At 69.1% G+C, this 19,137-nt stretch carries 19 protein-coding genes; 4 read left to right on the forward strand and 15 right to left on the reverse strand.

What is annotated here, in order from left to right; genetic code table 11:
- Positions 1-19: 19 nt before the first annotated feature.
- From secF to pdxS, 10 genes are all read right to left on the reverse strand, one after another.
- On the reverse strand, positions 20-1,012 hold the full coding sequence (gene secF / locus ASF40_RS05985) for a protein translocase subunit SecF (protein WP_056367295.1): 993 nt from the start codon (positions 1,010-1,012) through the stop codon (positions 20-22).
- Positions 1,012-2,736: a protein translocase subunit SecD gene (gene secD / locus ASF40_RS05990; protein WP_056367296.1), complete on the reverse strand. Its 1,725-nt coding sequence runs from the start codon at positions 2,734-2,736 to the stop codon at positions 1,012-1,014. The genes secF and secD overlap by 1 nt, the downstream gene beginning before the upstream one ends.
- A 43-nt stretch (positions 2,737-2,779) precedes the next feature.
- On the reverse strand, positions 2,780-3,241 hold the full coding sequence (locus ASF40_RS05995; protein WP_056367297.1) for a preprotein translocase subunit YajC: 462 nt from the start codon (positions 3,239-3,241) through the stop codon (positions 2,780-2,782).
- Positions 3,242-3,324: 83 nt separating this feature from the next.
- Entirely contained in the window at positions 3,325-4,350 is a 1,026-nt protein-coding gene (gene ruvB, locus ASF40_RS06000) for a Holliday junction branch migration DNA helicase RuvB (RefSeq protein ID WP_056367298.1), read from the reverse strand.
- Positions 4,343-4,969, reverse strand: coding sequence for a Holliday junction branch migration protein RuvA (gene ruvA, locus ASF40_RS06005; RefSeq protein WP_056367299.1), 627 nt, complete (start codon positions 4,967-4,969; stop codon positions 4,343-4,345). The genes ruvB and ruvA overlap by 8 nt, the downstream gene beginning before the upstream one ends.
- 62 nt (positions 4,970-5,031) lie before the next feature.
- Positions 5,032-5,604, reverse strand: coding sequence for a crossover junction endodeoxyribonuclease RuvC (ruvC, locus tag ASF40_RS06010; protein WP_235560147.1), 573 nt, complete (start codon positions 5,602-5,604; stop codon positions 5,032-5,034).
- 70 nt (positions 5,605-5,674) lie between these two features.
- On the reverse strand, positions 5,675-6,436 hold the full coding sequence (locus ASF40_RS06015; RefSeq protein WP_045302545.1) for a YebC/PmpR family DNA-binding transcriptional regulator: 762 nt from the start codon (positions 6,434-6,436) through the stop codon (positions 5,675-5,677).
- A gap of 73 nt (positions 6,437-6,509) precedes the next feature.
- The gene (locus ASF40_RS06020) at positions 6,510-7,031 is read right to left on the reverse strand and encodes a hypothetical protein (protein ID WP_056367300.1); all 522 of its coding nucleotides are present in this window, start codon (positions 7,029-7,031) and stop codon (positions 6,510-6,512) included.
- A 37-nt stretch (positions 7,032-7,068) separates the two neighbouring features.
- Positions 7,069-7,665, reverse strand: a complete 597-nt coding sequence (gene pdxT / locus ASF40_RS06025) for a pyridoxal 5'-phosphate synthase glutaminase subunit PdxT (RefSeq protein ID WP_056367301.1) — start codon at positions 7,663-7,665, stop codon at positions 7,069-7,071.
- Entirely contained in the window at positions 7,662-8,552 is an 891-nt protein-coding gene (gene pdxS / locus ASF40_RS06030) for a pyridoxal 5'-phosphate synthase lyase subunit PdxS (RefSeq protein WP_056367302.1), read from the reverse strand. Before pdxS ends, pdxT begins: the two co-directional genes overlap by 4 nt.
- 129 nt (positions 8,553-8,681) lie before the next feature.
- Between pdxS and ASF40_RS06035 the strand changes: the two genes are divergently transcribed.
- Complete coding sequence (locus ASF40_RS06035; RefSeq protein ID WP_056367303.1) at positions 8,682-10,025, forward strand: aminotransferase class I/II-fold pyridoxal phosphate-dependent enzyme; 1,344 nt, start codon at positions 8,682-8,684, stop codon at positions 10,023-10,025.
- Positions 10,026-10,032: 7 nt separating this feature from the next.
- On the forward strand, positions 10,033-10,884 hold the full coding sequence (gene pdxY, locus ASF40_RS06040; RefSeq protein ID WP_056367304.1) for a pyridoxal kinase PdxY: 852 nt from the start codon (positions 10,033-10,035) through the stop codon (positions 10,882-10,884).
- A gap of 46 nt (positions 10,885-10,930) precedes the next feature.
- On the opposite strand, the gene ASF40_RS06045 is transcribed toward pdxY, so the two are convergent.
- Together ASF40_RS06045 and thrS are read right to left on the reverse strand one after the other, a co-directional pair.
- Positions 10,931-11,485, reverse strand: coding sequence for an HIT family protein (locus ASF40_RS06045; RefSeq protein WP_157549555.1), 555 nt, complete (start codon positions 11,483-11,485; stop codon positions 10,931-10,933).
- A gap of 26 nt (positions 11,486-11,511) precedes the next feature.
- A complete protein-coding gene (gene thrS, locus ASF40_RS06050) occupies positions 11,512-13,506 on the reverse strand; it encodes a threonine--tRNA ligase (RefSeq protein WP_235560148.1) in 1,995 nt (664 codons plus the stop codon).
- A gap of 307 nt (positions 13,507-13,813) precedes the next feature.
- Here thrS and ASF40_RS06055 point away from each other — a divergent pair, with 307 nt between their 5' ends.
- The gene (locus ASF40_RS06055; RefSeq protein WP_056367307.1) at positions 13,814-14,896 is read left to right on the forward strand and encodes an alpha/beta fold hydrolase; all 1,083 of its coding nucleotides are present in this window, start codon (positions 13,814-13,816) and stop codon (positions 14,894-14,896) included.
- Between the two features lie 21 nt (positions 14,897-14,917).
- Positions 14,918-16,375 (forward strand): hypothetical protein, encoded by a 1,458-nt coding sequence (locus tag ASF40_RS06060; protein WP_056367308.1) that lies wholly within the window; start codon positions 14,918-14,920, stop codon positions 16,373-16,375.
- 41 nt (positions 16,376-16,416) lie between these two features.
- Here the strand turns inward: ASF40_RS06060 and ASF40_RS06065 are convergent, their stop codons facing one another.
- The 3 genes from ASF40_RS06065 to ASF40_RS06075 are packed head-to-tail and all read right to left on the reverse strand — an operon-like array spanning position 16,417 to position 19,134.
- Positions 16,417-17,301 carry an alpha/beta hydrolase gene (locus tag ASF40_RS06065; protein WP_162239845.1) on the reverse strand — a complete coding sequence of 295 codons (885 nt, stop codon included), beginning with the start codon at positions 17,299-17,301 and terminating at the stop codon, positions 16,417-16,419.
- Between the two features lie 16 nt (positions 17,302-17,317).
- The gene (locus ASF40_RS06070) at positions 17,318-18,661 is read right to left on the reverse strand and encodes a cytochrome P450 (protein WP_056367310.1); all 1,344 of its coding nucleotides are present in this window, start codon (positions 18,659-18,661) and stop codon (positions 17,318-17,320) included.
- A gap of 2 nt (positions 18,662-18,663) precedes the next feature.
- Positions 18,664-19,134, reverse strand: coding sequence for a nuclear transport factor 2 family protein (locus ASF40_RS06075; protein ID WP_056367311.1), 471 nt, complete (start codon positions 19,132-19,134; stop codon positions 18,664-18,666).
- Positions 19,135-19,137: the final 3 nt, after the last annotated feature.

The raw sequence follows: 19,137 nt of genomic DNA on the forward strand, positions 1-19,137 counted from the left end.
ACGCCCGCGCGGCGGACCCTCAGGCCGGGGTGCCCGCCAGCTCGCGGGCCGCCGCGACGCGCGCGTCGCGTGCCTTGATGGCCGGCTCGTTCTCGCGCAGGAGCGAGTACAGCGGCGCCGCGACGAAGATCGTCGAGTAGGCGGCCACGATCGTTCCGACGAAGATCGACAGCGACAGGTCGGTGAGCGTCTGCGCACCCGCCCAGATGACGCCGATGAACAGGATCGCGCCGGTCGGGAGGATCGCCACGACGGTCGTGTTGATCGAGCGCACCAGGGTCTGGTTCACCGCGAGGTTCACCGAGTCGCCGAACGTGCGCCCGGACACCTCGCCGTCCTCGCTCGTGTTCTCCCTGATCTTGTCGAAGACGACCGTGGTGTCGTACAGCGCGTACGAGAGGATCGTCAGGAAGCCGATCACGGCGGCGGGCGAGATCTCGAAGCCGAACAGCGCGTAGACGCCGATCGTGATGATGAGCACGTCCAGGAGGCCGATGATCGCCGAGGCGGACATCTTCCACGTCCGGAAGTACAGCGCCAGGATGATCGCCGTCAGTGCCAGGAAGATCGCGAGACCCCACAGCGACTGCCGCGTCACGTCGGCTCCCCAGCTGGGGCCGATGAAGGCGTAGCTGACTTCGCTCTCGGGCACGTTGTACGTCTCGGCCAGGGCCGCAGAGATCTCGCGGCTCTCGGCATCCGTCACCTGGTCGGTCTGGACGCGCACCGCGTCGTCGCCGATCGTGACGACCTTGGTGGTCGCGTCCGGGACGACCGAGTGGACGGCGTCGGTGGCGAGCGACTGGTCGATCGGCGCGGCGACGCCGCTCACCGTGAACTGCGATCCGCCCGTGAACTCGATCGAGAACTGGATGGGGCGCAGCAGCGGCACGAGGGCCGAGCCGATGACGAGGATCGCCGCGATGAGGAACCACAGGCGGCGGCGGCCGACGAAGGGGAACGACGTCTTGCCGGTGTAGAGGTCGTTGCCGAACTGGCTCATGGAGCGCATCAGTCGTCTCCCTCCTTGACGTTCGTGCCGGGTTTCGCGCTGTCGGCGGCGGCCAGCTCGGCCTGCTTCCGCTCGGCGATGGTCTGGCGACGTGCGGCTTCACCGCGGGACTTGACGTTGCGGCGACCCGCGGCGCCGGTGGCCAGCACCGGCTCGCGGAATTGCGCGCGACCGCGATAGACGGCGCCGAGCGCGGTCGGGTCGAGTCCGGACAGCGGATGCCCCGACCCGAAGAACCGCGTGCGGGCCAGCAGCTGCAGCACCGGGTGCGTGAACAGGATGAAGATCAGCACGTCGATCGCGGTCGTGAGACCGAGCGTGAAGGCGAAGCCCTTCACCGTGGAGTCCGCGAGGATGTACAGCACCACGGCGGCCAGGATGTTGATCGACTTCGAGATGTAGATCGTGCGCTTGGCGCGGCCCCAGCCGTCCTCGACGGCACCGGTGATCGACTTGCCGTCGCGCAGCTCGTCTCGGATGCGTTCGAAGTAGACGATGAAGGAGTCGGCCGTGAAGCCGATCGTCACGATCAGACCCGCGACACCGGCGAGCGAGAGGCGGAAGCCCATGCGCCACGCGAGGATGCACAGCGTGACATAGGTCAGCACCGCCATCACCGCGAGGGAGGCGATGATGATGAAACCCAGCGCGCGATAGACGATGAGCGAGTAGATCGCCACGAGCAGCAGACCGATCAGACCTGCGATGAGGCCGATCTGCAGCTGCTGCGAGCCGAGCGTCGCGGAGATCGAGTTGGAGCTCTCGACCGTGAAGCTGAGCGGCAGCGCGCCGTACTTCAGCTGGTCGGCGAGGACCTTCGCGGTCTCCTGGGTGAAGCTGCCCGTGATGCTCGGCTTGCCGTCGAGGATCACGCCGTTCATCGACGGAGCCGACAGGACGTAGCCGTCGAGCACGAACGCGAACTGGTTCAGCGGGGCCTGCGCACCGTAGAGGCGCTGGCTGATCTCGCCGAAGGTCTGGGTGCCCTCGCCGTCGAACGAGAGGTTGACCGCCCACAGGCCGTTGTTCTGCTGCACGCCGAAGGTCGCGTCGTCGATCGACGAGCCGTCGAGCTCGACCGGGCCGAGGATGTACTTGACCGTGCCGTCGGCGTCACACGTGATGAGCGGCTCGTCGGCCGGCGCATTCGCGGGATCGTTCGCGGGATCGGCGCAGTCGTACGCCTGGAACTCCGCCTGCAGGGCCGGCGTGATCCACGCCAGGTCGCTGCCGTTGGTCGGCGAGGTGGTCGGCGTCGCCTGCAGCGACGGGTCGGGCGTCGGGTACGGCGTCGCGTTCCCGTCCTCGCCGACGAAGGTGTTCGCCGGCGCCCCCGCATACAGCACGGCGCGCAGCTGCAGCTGCGCCGATGCCTCGATGCGGTTGCGGGTCTCCTCGTCGGCCTGACCGGGGATCTGCACCACGATCTGGTTGCCGCCCTGCGTGGTGACATCGGCCTCGCCGACGCCCGAGGCGTCGACGCGCTGGCGGATGATCGTGACCGCCTGCTGCATCTGCTCGTCGGACGGAGCTGCGCCGTCCTCGGTCTGCGCCTCCAGGACGATCTGCGTGCCGCCCTGGAGGTCGAGCGCGAGCGCGGGGGTCCACGAGCTCTGCCCGAACACATACACGCCGAGCGCGTTGATGCCGAACAGGAGTGCGGTGATCGCGAGGAGTCCGGTCAGCGCGCGCCATGCATGCCGGACGGGGGTGGAAGTCGCCACGTCTTTGCTTTCTTGAGAGCCCGAACGGGCGAACGGAGGGGCGTCAGCCCTGCGACTTGGTGCCGGTCTCGGCGTCGGGGTCGGTCTTCTCCTTGCCGGCGGCCGAGCTCTGGTCGTCGCTGATCGAGGTGATGTCGCCGTTGGCGACGCCCTCGGCGTACTCGGCGTGGCTCTCCTCGGCTGCGAGGTACTCGTCCTCCGTGACCGCGTGCTCGCCGGGGTTCACGACCCGCAGGATCGCCTGGCTGTGCACCTTGATCTCGACACCGGGCGCGAGCTCGACGATCGCGGGCTGGTCGAGGTTGTCAGGGTCGTACGACACGATCGTGCCGTAGAGGCCGCCCTGCAGCAGCACTTCGGAGCCGGGCACCGTCTGGCGGGCCTTCTGCTCCTGCTCCGCCTTCTGCTTCTGCATACGACGGCGGGAGCTCCAGAACATGAAGACGAGGAGCACGACCAGCAGGATGATGAGGCCGTAATTGCTCAGGAAGGAAGCGAAGTCCATGGAGCTGGAAGCACCTTTCGGGTCAGGCAGGCGCCAGGGCGGCACTGCCTTGCAGGGAGGGATGGGGTGTAAACCTCCAGCGATTATAGGTCATCGAATCCGAGCACCGAGTCGGCCAGCGGCACCCCCAGGTGGGCGTAGGCCTCGGGCATGGCGATGCGCCCGCGCGGGGTGCGCCCCATGAAGCCGATCCGCACGAGATACGGCTCGACGACCGATTCGATCGTGTCGGGCTCCTCACCGACCGCGACCGCGAGCGTGCTGAGGCCGACGGGTCCGCCCCTGAATCTCCTGACGAGCATGTCGAGAACCGCGCGGTCGAGCCGATCGAGCCCGATCCGGTCCACGTCGTAGAGGTCGAGTGCGGCGTCGACCGCCGCGATGTCTGCGCCGGTGCGCCCATGGACGACGAGGTAGTCGCGCACGCGGCGCAGCAGGCGGTTCGCGATGCGGGGCGTTCCCCGCGAGCGACGTGCGATCTCGGCGCGGGCGGCGGGAGGCAGCGAGACTCCGAGCATGACCGCGGAGCGCTCGATGACCCGCTCGAGCTCCTCGGGCTCGTAGTACTCGAGGTGGGCGGTGAACCCGAAGCGGTCGCGCAGGGGGTTGGGCAGCAGGCCCGACCTCGTCGTCGCGCCGACGAGGGTGAACGGCGACAGGTCCAGCGGGATGCTCGTCGCGCCCGCACCCTTGCCCACCATGATGTCGATGCGGAAGTCCTCCATCGCCAGGTACAGCATCTCTTCCGCAGAGCGCGCCATGCGGTGCACCTCGTCGATGAAGAGGACCTCGCCGGGCGTGAGGCTCGACAGCAGCGCGGCGAGGTCGCCGGCGTGCTGGATCGCGGGTCCGCTGGACAGCCGCAGCGGGCGCCCGCTCTCGTACGCGACGATCATCGCGAGCGTGGTCTTGCCGAGCCCGGGAGGGCCGGAGAGCAGGATGTGATCGGCGGGCCGCTGCTGGATGCGGGCCGCATCGAGCAGCAGCTGCATCTGACCGCGCACCTTCTGCTGCCCGACGAACTCGGCCAGTGACATCGGGCGCAGCGCGCCCTCGATCGCGAGCTCCGCCTCGTCGACGGGCTCTTCGGCTTCGCGCACGTCAGCCACTCACCGTCTCCTTCCGGGCGGGGCCGAGCGTCGCGAGCGTGCGGCGCAGCAGTGCCGGCACCGACGATCGGTCGGACTCGGGTGCGTCGGCGGCAACGTTCTCGACGGCTTCGACGGCCACGCGCTCGGACCAGCCGAGGCCGACGAGGGCCTGCACGACCTGTGCCGGGATCGCGGTCGGGCCCGCAGCATCCGCCCCTCCGGAACCGGCGGGACGCGTCACCGCGATCTTTCCGGCCAGCTGCACCACGATGAGCTTCGCCGTCTTCGGGCCGATGCCCGAGACCCGACGGAACGGGGCGTCGTCGTCGGCGGAGACCGCGTCGGCGATCTGCGGGACCGTGAGCGTCGCGAGTACTCCCAGCGCCGACTTCGGGCCCACGCCGGTGACGCCGAGCAGCTGACCGAACACGACGAGCTCTTCGCGGGTCTCGAAGCCGAACAGCGAGAGCGCGTCTTCGCGGACGATGAGCGTCGTGTGGAGGGTGACGGTGTCGCCCAGGTGCGTGGTGCGCGCGACCTGCGGGGTCACGGCGACGTGGAGGCCGACTCCCCCGACCTCGACGACGACCGCATCCGCATCGACGTGCACGGCGGTGCCGCGGACTGAGGAGATCATGCGTCGAGCCTACGGTGCGGTTCGGACGTTTGTTCGAGCGACACGCATCGCGGTGTGCGGGATCACCGACGGGCGAGTCGCTCCGCGTCGGCCCAGGCGCGCTGTGCGGGGGTGAGCGGACCGGATGCCGCCGTCTGCGCCGGCGCGCCGCGCCAGGCGTGGCAGAGGGCGAGCGCGAGGGCGTCCGCCGCGTCGGCGGGCTTGGGGAGCTCGTCCAGTCGCAGGACCCGCGCCACCATGGTCTGGACCTGGCGTTTGTCGGCGTTGCCGTACCCCGTGATCGCGGCCTTCACCTCGGACGGGGTGTGCGTGGCGGCGGCGATGCCCCGCTCTCCCGCGACGAGCAGCGCGATGCCGCTGGCCTGGGCGGTCCCCATCACGGTCGCACGGTTGTGCTGGGCGAAGACCCGCTCCACCGCGACGACATCGGGCTCGTGCGCGTCCACGACAGCGCGCAGGCCCCGCGCGATGACCGCGAGCCGCTCCTCGATCGGAGCGCCCGGATCGGACCGCACGACGCCCACGTGCACCAGCACGGCGGACCGGTCGGGAGCGACGTCGACCACGCCGACACCGCAGCGCGTCAGGCCCGGATCGATTCCGAGCACGCGCAGCCGACCGCGGGAGGATGCCACTCCTTCACGCTAGGCGAGGAAGACGGATGCTGCGGCCAGGCGCGCTGGCCGCGGCATCCCTATGCATTCCTCAGTCCTCGTCGTTCTCGAGCTCGGCCTGCACCTCGGCGGTGAGGTCGAAGTTGCTGTAGACGTTCTGGACGTCGTCGCTGTCTTCGAGGGCGTCGATGAGGCGGAAGACCTTGCGTGCGGTGTCGGCGTCGACCTCGACCTTGAGGTTCGGCACGAACTCGACGTCCGCCGATTCGTACTCGATGCCGGCGTCCTGCAACGCGGAGCGGACGGTCACGAGGTCGGTGGCCTCGGTGATGACCTCGAAGCCCTGCGCGTGCGGCTCGACCTCTTCGGCACCGGCCTCGAGCACGGCGAGCATGACGTCGTCCTCGCTGGTGCCCTCGCCGCCCACGACGATGACGCCCTTGCGGGTGAAGTTGTAGGCGACGCTGCCGGGGTCGGCCAGCGTGCCGCCGTTGCGGGTGAGCGCGGTGCGCACCTCAGCCGCGGCGCGGTTCTTGTTGTCGGTCAGACACTCGATCATGAGGGCGACGCCGTTGGGCCCGTATCCCTCGTACATGATCGACGAGTATTCGACGGACTCGCCGCCGATGCCGGCGCCGCGCTTGATCGCGCGGTCGATGTTGTCCTTCGGGACCGACGTCTTCTTCGCCTTGAGCACGGCGTCGAACAGGGTCGGGTTGCCCTGCAGGTCGGGTCCGCCGAGCTTGGCGGCGACCTCGATGTTCTTGATGAGCTTCGCCCACGACTTGGCACGGCGGCTGTCGATGACCGCCTTCTTGTGCTTGGTCGTGGCCCACTTGGAATGCCCGGACATGGTCCTCCTGAATTCACGCTCGTCGGGTGCGGGCGTGTGAACGCCTCGTCCGACGGACTAGTTTATCCCCGCTCTACAGCGCGAACTCGAAGCCGAACCGCGACGACAGCAGCGCGACGAGGTCGCGCGGGACCTTCGTGAGGTACGCGGGGGCGGGGGCGAGCGTCTCGGCCGAGCCGATGAAGGGGAAGTAGACGGGGCCCTCGGTGAGCGCCTCCACCCGGTCGCGCACCGAGACGATCTCGCTGCCGACGCGACGCAAGCTCGGCAGGGTGATCGGCGAGGCGAGACGCAGGGTGTCGCTGATGGGCATGCGCCAGTGGGGCAGGTCGTCGCCGCGGCGATCGCGGGTCTCCTCCCCCAGCGGGCCGAGCACGCGGCCCCATGCGGCGATGCCGGGCACCGGCAGGGTGCGATCCCAGACGAACAGGGTGTCGCCGGGCTCGGTGAAGCCGACGAGCTCGTGGGACCACTCGAACCGGCGATCATCCGCGGCCTTCGGAGCCGAGAGCGCATCGCCGACGATGCCGCGCGACGGGGCGATCATCCAGTAGCGCTCCTCCGGGTGCTCGCGCCACCAGTCGTTGATCGTCATGATTCCGAATCTACCCCGACGCGTCGTTCCCGCCCCGTCACCGGGCCCGCTCGCGGACCATGTCGAGCAGGAGGGCGTGGAAGCGGTGCTCCCCCGTCATCTCGGGGTGGAACGAGGTCCCGAGGAGCGAGCCCTGCCGCACCGCGACGACGCGGCCGTCGTCGAGTGCGGCGAGGCGCTCCACACCGGCGCCGGCCTGCTCGACCAGGGGCGCGCGGATGAACACCGCGTGGACCGCCGGCTCGCCCAGCGCCGGGATGTCCAGGTCCACCTCGAAGGAGTCGACCTGGCTGCCGAAGGCGTTGCGGCGCACCGTCACGTCGAGGCCGCCGAACGTCTGCTGGCCCTCGATGCCGTCGGTGATGCGGTCGGCGAGGAGGATGAGGCCGGCGCACGTCCCGTACACCGGCATCCCCGCGGTGATCGCCGCCCGCAGGGGCTCGCGCATGCCGAAGGCGCGGGAGAGCTTGTCGATGACACTCGACTCGCCGCCGGGGAGCACCAGCCCGTCCACCCCGGCGAGTTCCTCGGGGCGGCGGACCTTCGTCACATCGGCGCCGAGGTCCGTGAGCACGCGCACGTGCTCACGGACGTCGCCTTGGAGTGCGAGGACGCCGACGCGCGGCGTCGTCACCAGCCGCGCTCAGCGAGCCGGTGCGGCGCGGGAAGGTCGGCGACGTTGATGCCGACCATGGCCTCGCCGAGCCCGCGCGACACGTCCGCGATCACCTGGGGGTCGTCGTAGAACGTGGTCGCCTTGACGATGGCCGCGGCACGCTGTGCGGGGTTGCCCGACTTGAAGATGCCCGAGCCGACGAACACGCCGTCGGCGCCCATCTGCATCATCATCGCGGCGTCCGCGGGAGTGGCGACGCCACCCGCCACGAAGAGCACGACCGGGAGCTTGCCGGTCTCGGCGATCTCGGCGACGAGGTCGTACGGGGCCTGCAGCTCCTTGGCCGCGACGTACAGCTCGTCCTTGGTCATCGAGCGCAGCACATTGATCTCGCTCGTGATCTTGCGGATGTGCTTGGTGGCCTCCGACACGTCGCCGGTGCCCGCCTCGCCCTTCGAGCGGATCATGGCGGCGCCCTCGTTGATGCGGCGCAGCGCCTCGCCGAGGTTGGTGGCGCCGCAGACGAACGGCACGGTGAAGTTCCACTTGTCGATGTGGTTCACGTAGTCGGCGGGCGAGAGCACCTCCGACTCGTCGATGTAGTCGACACCGAGCTCCTGCAGCACCTGGGCCTCGACGAAGTGGCCGATGCGCGCCTTCGCCATGACCGGGATCGAGACGGCCTCGATGATGCCGTCGATCATCTCGGGGTCGCTCATGCGCGAGACGCCGCCCTGCGCACGGATGTCGGCGGGCACGCGCTCGAGGGCCATGACGGCGACGGCGCCGGCGTCCTCGGCGATCTTCGCCTGGTCGGGGGTGACGACGTCCATGATGACGCCGCCCTTGAGCATCTCGGCGAGGCCGCGCTTCACGCGGTCGGTTCCCGTGTCGGCAGTGGTCACGAGGTTTCCCTTCGATCGGAGCGCGGGACGCGCAACGGGTGAGGACAATGCGGGTATTGGCCTAGGCCAAAAGATAGCATGGGCTGGGCCGTACACTCGGCGGGGCGGGACGTCATCGGAAGGGCGGGTATGGATCTCGACATCAGCGGGCGATCCGCCTCCGAGATCGCCGACAGCCTGCGGGCGCGCATCGAGCGCGGCGATCTGCATCCGGGCGACCTCCTGCCGCCTGTGCGCGTGCTCGCCGACGAGCTCGGGGTGAACCGCAACACCGTGGTCGCCGCGTATCGCCAGCTCACCCAAGCGGGCGTGATCGTCACGCGAGGCCGCGGGGGCACGCGCGTGGCCGACCCTTCCCCCGTCGCCCAGGAGGGCTTCGCCGCGGGGAGCGTGCTGCGCGACGTCGGCACCGGCAATCCCGATCCCGAGCTCATCCCCGACCTCTCCGGCGCGCTCGCGGCGATGGCCGGGCGGCCGGTCCTGTACGGCGAACCGGTCATCGATCCCGGTCTGGAGCGCTGGGCGCTGGACTGGATGCGCGACGATCTCGCACCCGCCGCCGATCCGCGCCTCACGATCACCAGCGGCGCCGCGGATGCCGTCGAGCGGCTGCTCGCACAGGCGCTCACGCGGGACGACGCCGTCGCGCTGGAGGATCCGTGCTTCCTCACCAGCATCCACACCGTTCGGATCGGCGGCTACCGCCCCGTCCCCGTGCCCGTCGACGACGAGGGCATGACGGTCGCGGGACTGCGTGCCGCACTCGAGCAGGGTGTGCGCGCGGTGGTCCACACACCGCGCGCGCAGAATCCGACGGGCGCCAGTCTGTCCGCGCGCCGCGCAGAAGAGCTGCGCACCGTGCTCCGGGACCACCCGTACGTGCTCGTGATCGAGGACGACCACTTCTCGCTCCTCTCGCGGCAGCCGTTCCACTCGCTCATCGCTGCCGGCCACCGCCGGTGGGCGCTCGTGCGATCGGTGTCGAAGTTCCTCGGACCCGACATGTGCCTGGCGGTGACGGCATCCGATCCCGAGACCGCCGAACGACTCGCGATGCGCCTGACCCCCGGCACGACGTGGGTGAGTCACCTGCTGCAGCGGCTCACGCTCGCGTTGGTGACGGATGCTGCGACCATGGCCGCGATCGAGGGCGCGGGTGCGCACTACGCCGCGCGCAACGCCGCGTTCGTCGAGCGGCTCTCGACAGAGGGCGTGCCGGCGGACGCGGGTGACGGGCTGAACCTGTGGATCCCCCTGCCCGTGCCCGCCCGCGCGGTGTCGGAGCAGCTCATGCGCCGCGGCTGGCTGGCGCGCGCCGGCGACGACTTCGTCCTCGGTGAGAGCGGGCCGTCTCGCCGTCTCCGCCTCACGGTGCATGATCTCGACGACGTCGACGCCGAGCGGCTCGCCGTCGACGTGGCCGCGGCCGTGCGTGCCGCCGGTGGACGGCTCGTCACGCGCGAAGTGGCATGATCGAGCGGTGAAGATCCTCTCGATCCAGTCCGCAGTCGCCTACGGCCACGTCGGCAACTCCGCCGCCGTCTTCCCGCTGCAGCGCATCGGCGTCGAGGTCATGCCGGTGTACACGGTCAACTTCTCGAACCACACCGGCTATGGCGCGTGGCGCGGCCCGATGATCAGTCCCGATGACGTGCGCGACGTCGTCCTCGGCATCGAGGACCGGGGCGTCTTCCCCCAGATCGACGTGGTGCTGTCGGGATACCAGGGCGGCGAGGGCATCGCCGACGTCATCCTCGACACCGTCGCGCGGGTCAAGCAGGCCAATCCCGCCGCGATCTATGCGTGCGACCCGGTCATGGGCAACGCGAAGTCGGGCTGCTTCGTGGCCCCCGCGATCCCGGTGCTGCTGCGTGATCGCGTCGTGCCCGCCGCAGACATCATCACCCCCAATCAGTTCGAACTCGGCTTCCTCACCGAGACCGACCCGTCCGACCTCGACTCCACCCTTGCCTCGGCCGATGCCGCGCGCGCGATGGGGCCGAGCACGGTGCTGGTCACGAGCGTCGAGCGTCCGGACCGCCCCGAGGGCACGATCGAGATGCTCGCCGTGACCGACGACGGCGCGTGGATCGTGCAGACCCCGCACATCCCGATGAAGGCCAACGGCTCGGGCGACGTCACGGCGGCGCTGTTCACCGCGCACTACCGCCGTACCCGCGACGCGGCCGACGCGCTCGCCCGCACGACGTCGAGCGTCTACGACCTGCTCGAACGCACCCACGCCTCGGGTGAGCGCGAGCTGCAGCTCGTCGAGTCGCAGGACGCCTACGCGAACCCGCGTCTGCAGTTCGAGGTCACGCAGGTCCGCTGAGCGCGTGGACGGATGCTGCGGGTCGCCCCCATCCGTCCCCCTGGCCTCACGCGTGCCAGGCGTCCCACACCGCGCGGCGCACGTCGCCGAGCAGCTGCGGCAATGCCTTCGTCTTCGCGATGATGGGGAAGAAGTTCGCGTCGGACGCCCACCGCGGGACGATGTGCTGGTGCAGGTGCTCGTCCACGCCGGCCCCGGCCACATGGCCCTGGTTCATGCCGATGTTGAACCCATCGCAGCGCGAGATCTGACGAAGCACGCGCATGCCCTGCTGCGTCAGCGTTCCGATCTCGGCGACCTCTTCGTCGGTCGCCTGGTCGTACGTCGCGATGTGGCGGTACGGGCACACGAGGAGGTGTCCCGAGTTGTACGGGAAGAGGTTGAGGAGCGCATAGGCGGTGTGGCCGCGGAAGACGATGAGGCCGTCCTCGTCCGACCTGCGGGGCGCCTCGCAGAACGGGCAATCGTGGCGCAGCACCTCGGGGCCGGCCTGGATGTACGCCATCCGGTGCGGTGTCCAGAGGCGCTGGAACTCGTCGGGGACCCCGGCGAGCGTCGCGGCGTCGACGAGCGCCGGGTCTGCGGCATCCGTTCCCGGCACCGCCGACCCGGCCTCGTCGACGGAGCTCACGCGAAGTCCTCCGCCGTGTTGACGAGCGCGTGCGATGCGATCGCCTCGCGGACGCGGCGGACGGCGTCGGCGATCGGCACGCCGTTCTCCTGCGAGCCGTCGCGGAAGCGGAACGACACGGTGCCGCCCGCCTGGTCCTGCGCGCCCGCGATGAGCTGGAGCGGCACCTTCTGCGTGGTGTGCGTGCGGATCTTCTTCTGCATGCGGTCGTCGGAGTGGTCGAGCTCGGCGCGGACGCCCTCGGCCTTCAGCTGGTCGATGACCTCGCCGAGGTAATCCGCGAAGTCCTCCGCGACGGGGATGCCGACGACCTGGACGGGCGACAGCCACACCGGGAACGCGCCCGCGTAGTGCTCGAGCAGGATCGCGAAGAACCGCTCGATCGAGCCGAAGAGCGCACGGTGGATCATGATCGGCCGCTTCTTCTGGCCGTCGCGGTCCGTGTACTCCAGCTCGAAGCGCTCGGGCAGGTTCGGGTCGACCTGCACGGTCGACAGCTGCCACGTGCGTCCGATGGCGTCGCGGGTCTTCAGGTCGATCTTGGGACCGTAGAAGGCGGCCTCGCCGGGCACCTCAGTGAGCTTCAGGCCGCTCGCGACCGCGACGTTGCGGAGGGCATTGGTGGAGTAGTCCCAGAACTCGTCCGAGCCGATCCACTTGTCCTTCTCGTCGTCGCGCATCGACAGCTCGAGCTCGAAATCGTCGAGACCGAAGTCGCGGAGCATCGAGATGACGAATTCGAGGACGCGGGTCGCCTCCTCCTCCAGCTGCTCGGGGGTGACGAACAGGTGCGAGTCGTCCTGCGTGAAGCCGCGCACGCGGGTGAGGCCGTGCAGGGCGCCCGACAGCTCGTTGCGGTAGACCGTGCCGTTCTCGGCGAGGCGCATCGGCAGGTCGCGGTAGCTGCGCGCGCGCTCCTTGTAGATGAGGATGTGCATCGGGCAGTTCATCGGCTTCAGGTAGTAGTCCTGGCCGTGCTTCGTGATCTCGCCGCGCTCGTCGCGCTCCTCGTCCATCACGATGGGCGGGAACATCCCCTCCTTGTACGTGACGAGGTGGTTCGAGGTGAGGAACAGGTCCTCCTTCGAGATGTGCGGGGTGTACACGTAGGTGTAGCCGCCCGCGATGTGGCGACGGCGCGCGTGCTGCTCCATCTCGCCGCGCACGACGCCGCCGCGCGGATGCCACACCGACAGGCCGGAGCCGATCTCGTCGGGGAACGAGAACAGGTCGAGGTCTTTGCCGAGCTTGCGGTGGTCGCGCTTGGCGGCCTCCTCGAGGCGGCTCTGGTAGGCGCGCAGCTCGTCCTTGGTCGGCCACGCGGTGCCGTAGATGCGCTGGAGCTGGGGGTTCTTCTCGCTCCCGCGCCAGTAGGCGCCGGCGATGCGCTGCAGCGCCCAGCCGTTGCCGATCATGCGGGTGTTCGGCAGGTGCGGCCCGCGGCACAGGTCTTTCCAGACCGTCTGGCCGTCGCGGTCGACGTTGTCGTAGATCGTGAGCTCGCCGGCGCCCACCTCGACCGAGGCGCCCTCGGTCTTCTCGGCTCCCCCGCCCTTCAGACCGATCAGCTCGAGCTTGAACGGCTCGTCCACGAGCTCGACGCGCGCCTCCTCGTCGCTGACGACGCGGCGGACGAAGCGCTGGCCCTCGCGGATGATGCGCGCCATCTCCTTGTCGATGGCCTTGAGGTCCTCGGGGGTGAAGGGGTGCTCCACGCCGAAGTCGTAGTAGAAGCCGTCGGTGATGGGCGGGCCGATGCCGAGGTTGGCCTGCGGGTTGATGCGCTGGACGGCCTGGGCGAGGACGTGCGCCGTCGAATGGCGCAGGATCGCGAGGCCGTCGGGGCTGTCGATGGTGACGGGCTCGACGGCATCCGTCTCCTCCACCACCGTCGCGAGGTCTTTCAGCTCGCCGTTCACGCGCAGCGCGACCACGGAGCGGTCGGGGAACAGGGCGAAGCCGTCGGCGGGATAGGGCACAGCGTCAGTCACGGAAACTCTCCTGGGAATGGCTCGGATTCAAGGCTACTCAGCTTCGGGCGCACGACGCGCCCTGCCCGCTCAGGCGCCGAGCGTTCGCGTGTCGGTCGTGTGTGCCGTTGCGGCGGTCGACCAGACGAGTTCCACGCGACGAGTCTAGCCAGTGGTTCTCGCGGGCCGGGTATCAGGGGTGCCCGACGTCGCTCCTGAAGATCGTGACGAGAGCGCGTGCCGGGCAATATGCTGACTCCGTCGTCGCCCGTGGGCCGGTCCCGCCTCGCCGCGACGATCTCCGTACGGCTGACGCTGGGGGGTCGAGATGAGCGAGCACGAAGCCGCATCGACGGCGACGGATGCCTCGGAGGAGCGCGTTCGACGGCCGCTGCGCTGCGGCGAGCCGACGATCTACGAGTTCGACACCGAAGACGCCGTGCTGCTGAGGCTCACGCGCTTCGAGGGCGGTCGCAAGGGGCCGGTCATCCTGTCCCCCGGGTTCGGCACGTCGGCGTTCGCGTACACGATCGACACGACCGACACGAACTTCCCGGAGTACCTGTACGAGCGCGGCTACGACGTGTGGGTGCTCGACTACCGTGCGAGCCCCGCGCTGCCTTCCGGAGGCACGCAGTTCACGCTCGACGACATCGCCGCCTACGACTACCCCGCCGCGGTCGCGAAGGTGCGTGAAGTGTCGGGGGCGGACTCGGTGCAGATCGTGGCGCACTGCGTCGGATCGCTCACGATGCTGATGGCGCTCGGGCTGGGCCTGGAGGGGGTGCGCTCCGCGGTGGCGTCGCAGGTCACCCTGCACCCGCGGGGAGGCACGCTCAACGAGCTGCGCGCGGGGATCTACGCCGGGAACATCCTGCAGGCGCTGGGCTTCGACACGCTCACCACCGAGTTCGACGACGACCCGTCGTGGGGCGAGACGCTGTACGACAAGGCGCTCGCCGTCTACCCCGCCGGCGATGAGCCCTGCGACCGCCCGTTCTGCCGGCGCGTGATGTTCATGTACGGCGAGGTGTACGACCACGCGCAGCTGAACGACGCGACGCACGACCACCTCGAGGAGGCGTTCGGCGTGGCGAACATGACCACGCTGCGCCACATCACCAGGATCCTCCGCGCGGACCACGCCGTGAGCGCCGACGGCGACCACGACTACCTCGACGACGTGTCGGGCCTCCGCGTGCCGATCGCGTTCCTCCATGGGGCCGACAACCGCCTGTTCCTCCCCGAAGGCAGCGAGATCACCTACGACGTGCTGCGTGAGCGCAACGGCGACGAGCTCTACACGCGGGACGTGATCCCCGGGTACGCCCACATGGACTGCTTCATCGGGAAGGATGCCGCGCGCGACGTCTATCCCGTGATCACCGGCCGGCTCGACCGGCACAACTGACACGAGAACGAGGAGAGCGCCATGACATCGATCGACCCGTCCCCGGCCGAGGCCACGGCTTCCGCGACCCACCCGGCGCTCGCCGACCTCGCCGCATACCCGTTCCTCTCCGCGCTGACCGAACGGCGCACGAGGCGCATCCCGAGGGGCTTCTCGGTCAACGCCGGCCCACTCAGCCACGAGAGCCACAACGCTCCCGCGCCGCTGAGCAAGCTCGAGGAGGCGATCCTCATCACGTGCGTGACGGGGATCACCGGCATCACGACCCACGACGGCCCACTCGTCGAGAACAACGGGCTCGACGAGCTGGGCACGCCGTTCCTGAACATCATGGCCCGCACCGGCAGCAGCGCCGACAACGCGCAGGCCACGCACTTCTTCATGATCAACGACGACGGCATCTTCCTGCTCCGCGCGCCCCGCGGCGAGCGCGCCCTCGAGCTCCTCAAGGATCTGCCGCCGAGGTGGGGCGACTGGAGCGAAGCCGACTGGATCGGCGCGGCCGATGAGTGCCTGGTGCGCGTGTCGGACCGCCGACTGGACTTCCCGCGCGAGTGGCCTTACTACCTCGGCTGGAACAACCAGGCGTCCAACGCCCCCGGGACGACGATCTTCTTCCCGGTCGTCGACTGCACGTGGCAGTACATCAACGCGATCATCATCCTGCTCACCGAGCCCGGAGGCATGCGTCCGCTGTTCCTCGACGACTGGCGCACCTTCCACCCGAAGAACGCAGTGGAATGGATTGCCAAGATCGGCAGCGGCCTCGGGATCGGCCCCAAGATCCCCTACCACCCGATCGGCGGGCTGGACCGTGTGCGCAGCGGCTACGTCAACAAGGCGAGTCAGGCACCCCTCGGCTTCGGCGGAGCGCTGCGCACCGACTACGAGTCCTTCTTCTACTTCCAGAACCTGATGCTGCTGGGCCAGTCGATGGGGCTGGGCGGGTGGATCCACGGCTCGGTGTTCCCGCCGTACATCTGGCAGCAGGACGACGCCAAAGGGTGGCACGGGCTCGGGTTCCGGCTCGAGGAGCCGAAGAAGCACCACAAGTGGCCACCGGTGCCGGCGTCTCAGGCCAACCCGGTCGGGATCGACGGCATCCTCGAAGGCCTCACTCCCCCGTACGTGTCGTCGATGGACGAGGCCGTCGACCGCGTGGTCGAGTCCAAGTACAGCGCCACCGGGCCGGCGTACGGCAACGAGAAGGTCTTCTCGAGCCCCTACCGCAACTCCGACGACGCGCGCGCGTTCCTTGAGAAGGGGACGCGGTTCGGGCCCGACGAGATCGCGTACACGAAGGAGATCTGCAACTACATCTGGGACACCTACGGACGCTTCCCCGCGCACGTGGACGCCTTTTACACGCCCGGCATGTGGCTGCAGTTCTCGCATCTCGAGATGGAGTACTACGACCGCTTCTTCGACCCGCGACAGTACACCCGCCAGGCGGCCCACGACGGTCTCTGGCACCGCTGAGACGGGGAGCGGATGCCGGGCTGTCGGCATCCGCTCTGCCGTCATCCGTTCGCCGCGAAGAACGCCGCGACGGCGGCGGCTTCGTTGCTCACGTACTGGTAGCCCTCGTAGCGTCCGGTGGACGGATAGGCGAGCACTCCGAGCGAGCGCGGTGTGAGCGACGAGAACTCCTCGACGATCGCCATGTCGCCCCAGGGGTCACCGGTTCCCTGCACGTACTGGACGACGGTGGCCCCGAGGAGAGGGGCGACGTCCGCGGGGTTGTGACGGCTCGGAAGGGGCGCTCGGAGCAGGACGTAGAGGAGATCCGTGCTGCGCGCCGCCGCGGGGCCCAGCGGGCCGAGCACCTCTCGGGCGAAGTTGCGGTTGAACACGGGCAGGCGCGTGGGCTGGACCGCGAGCAGCGCTTTCACCGGCGGGCTGTCCGGGATCGCGTACATCACCGTGTTCGCGCCCGCCGACGTGCCGAGCGCACTGATGCGGTCGGGGTCGACGTCCTTCCGTGCTCGCAGGTAGGCCACGGCGCCCTGGAAGTCGCGGGCTTCCCACCGGCCCATCGTGAGGGGCGGGCGCTTGCCGCTTGCGCCATGGTTCGAGAGGTCGAGCAGCAGCACATGGAACCCGGCGTCGTGAAGTGCCTTCGTGGCCGGCAGGAAGTCCACGTCACGGTCGACGAACGGCACGCGGCCGGCAGTGTTGCCCGCGCGGTTCCAGAGCCAGCCGGGCACGACGACCACCGCGGGGCCGCGCTCGGCGCCGGAGGGCACGTACCAGGCTTTCAGCTCGACACCGTCGGTGGCGGCGAAGCCGACGTCCTCGAAAGCGAGGCCGTGCTCGGCGGGAGTGCGGGTGATCGGCTGCCGGTCGCCGTAGACCATGAGCTTCGTCAGGCGGAGCAGCTTCCGGATGCCGCGCTCCCCGCTCATCGGCACGGCATCGCCGTCAGAGCGCGACCGGGACATGCTGACGGAACTCCACCCGCAGGCCGCTCGCGGGCAGCGGGAACAGCTCGTTCGTGAGGCTGAGATCCTGTTCGGGGATCGACCACTCGGCCCTGCGCAGCAGCAGCGTCAGGTACATCTTGACCGCGACCGTCACGATGTTCTCGCCCGGGCATCGGTGGTGAGTGCTCTGGCCGTCGCCGTGCGGGACGTAGCTTCCCGGAGGGAGTGCCGCCTCGTGCTTCGCCTCGAAGCGATCAGGGTCGAAGCGATCCGGATCGGGGAAGACATCGGGGTTGCGCATGTTGATGTGGATGCCGCCCATCGCTCCCCAGCCCTTGGGGATGCGGTAGCCGCCCACCTCCATGTCGGCCTGGACGCGGCCGAAGAAGGTCGCAGAGTTCATCGCGAAGTACCGGCGCACCTCTTTCGAGATCTGCTCGAGGTACTCCATCTGCTCGATCTGCTCCATCGTGACGGGGCCTTCGGGCGACACGGCGAGGACCTCGGCGCGGGCGCGCTCCATGATGTCGGGGTGCTGGCCGACGATCATCGTGGTGAGGGTGAGCGGCACGAAGTAGCCGCCCTGCCCCGCGAAGATGAGGTGACGGATGTCGCCGCGCAGCGCGTCGACCGGGACGTCGGCGTCGTTCGCTGCGGCGATCATCCGCGACACGATGTCGTCGTAGCCGCCCTGCTGGTGCGTGGCGAGCGCCTCGCCGACGATCTCGTCCATGCGCTTGCGGCCGGCGATCGCCTTGCCGTACTTGGTGCCGGGGATCGGCACGGGCAGCGTCATGAACGCGTCGCGCATGTTCGCAAGGTGCCGATCGAGCTCGGCCGCGTGCTCCTCACTGCGGTCGCCTGTGTAGAGCGCGCCGGTGAGGCGGGCTGCGAAGCGCTGCAGATCGGCGCGCAGGTCGTGAGCGGTGCCGCGGGCGAGCCACGGGTCGATCGAGCGTTCGAGCAGCTCCTGCATCGTCGGCAGATACGACGCGATCGCCGATCGGAAGCCGACCGCTCGCAGCATGACCGCCTTGCGCGTGTGATGCTCCACGCCGTCGATCAGCGCGAGCGAGCTCATGAAGATCTGCTCCGCCGAGATCGGGTCGGCGTCGCCGCGCACGATGCGCTCGTCGATCGCGAAGGTGTGGAACGCCTCGTGACCGGAGAAGACCACGAAGCTGTTGCCGAACAGCCGCGTCTTGAAGATCGGGCCGTACTTGTCGAGGCGTTCCTTGTAGAACTCGTGGTTGTTGCGGAGGATCGACAGGGTCTCGCCCAGCCAGGGCAGCCCGAATCGTCCGGGCGGGAGCGGCTTCTGGTTCGTCTTCGATTTCGCCATCGTCACTTCGTCGTCTTCTTCTTGGGAAGCAGCTTCATCGTCCATCCGAACCAGCGTGACGAGCGGAAGACCCAGTTGATCATCTGCTGGTTCCACTCGTGAAGCCAGTACTCCTTGATCCGGTGGTTCTCGTCGAGGATGAAGATGCCCGTGGCGCGGCCGTGGAGCGTCTTGATCGGCATCCGGATCTCGTATTTCAGGATGACGGTCGTGAAGGTCTCGCCCGCGGTGATGTCCAGGACCTCGCCCACGAACATCCCGTCCTTGATGAACTGGGTGAGCCGGGTGTACAGACCGACGATGTCGTCGGTCGTCGTGTAGTCGCCCGACATGTGGTTCTGGCCCGGGTAGTGGATGACCGCATCGGGGGCGAGCAGGTCGCGGAAGGCGACCATGTCCGCGGCCATGAGCACGTCCCAGTAGGTGCGGATCAGGTTGAACCGCGCTTCGCGGTCCGTCTCGGTGATCGTCATGAC

Source organism: Microbacterium sp. Leaf288 (genome assembly GCF_001422925.1).
Lineage (GTDB): Bacteria > Actinomycetota > Actinomycetes > Actinomycetales > Microbacteriaceae > Microbacterium.

What these genes read in the sequence shown, in the direction of transcription:
- secF (WP_056367295.1), bottom strand. Translation starts at nt 1,012, where the DNA reads ATGCGCTCCATGAGCCAGTTCGGCAACGACCTCTACACCGGCAAGACG.
- ASF40_RS05995 (WP_056367297.1), bottom strand. Translation starts at nt 3,241, where the DNA reads ATGGACTTCGCTTCCTTCCTGAGCAATTACGGCCTCATCATCCTGCTG.
- ruvA (WP_056367299.1), bottom strand. Translation starts at nt 4,969, where the DNA reads ATGATCTCCTCAGTCCGCGGCACCGCCGTGCACGTCGATGCGGATGCG.
- ASF40_RS06015 (WP_045302545.1), bottom strand. Translation starts at nt 6,436, where the DNA reads ATGTCCGGGCATTCCAAGTGGGCCACGACCAAGCACAAGAAGGCGGTC.
- ASF40_RS06020 (WP_056367300.1), bottom strand. Translation starts at nt 7,031, where the DNA reads ATGACGATCAACGACTGGTGGCGCGAGCACCCGGAGGAGCGCTACTGG.
- ASF40_RS06035 (WP_056367303.1), top strand. Translation starts at nt 8,682, where the DNA reads ATGGATCTCGACATCAGCGGGCGATCCGCCTCCGAGATCGCCGACAGC.
- ASF40_RS06055 (WP_056367307.1), top strand. Translation starts at nt 13,814, where the DNA reads ATGAGCGAGCACGAAGCCGCATCGACGGCGACGGATGCCTCGGAGGAG.
- ASF40_RS06060 (WP_056367308.1), top strand. Translation starts at nt 14,918, where the DNA reads ATGACATCGATCGACCCGTCCCCGGCCGAGGCCACGGCTTCCGCGACC.
- ASF40_RS06065 (WP_162239845.1), bottom strand. Translation starts at nt 17,301, where the DNA reads ATGAGCGGGGAGCGCGGCATCCGGAAGCTGCTCCGCCTGACGAAGCTC.
- ASF40_RS06070 (WP_056367310.1), bottom strand. Translation starts at nt 18,661, where the DNA reads ATGGCGAAATCGAAGACGAACCAGAAGCCGCTCCCGCCCGGACGATTC.
- ASF40_RS06075 (WP_056367311.1), bottom strand. Translation starts at nt 19,134, where the DNA reads ATGACGATCACCGAGACGGACCGCGAAGCGCGGTTCAACCTGATCCGC.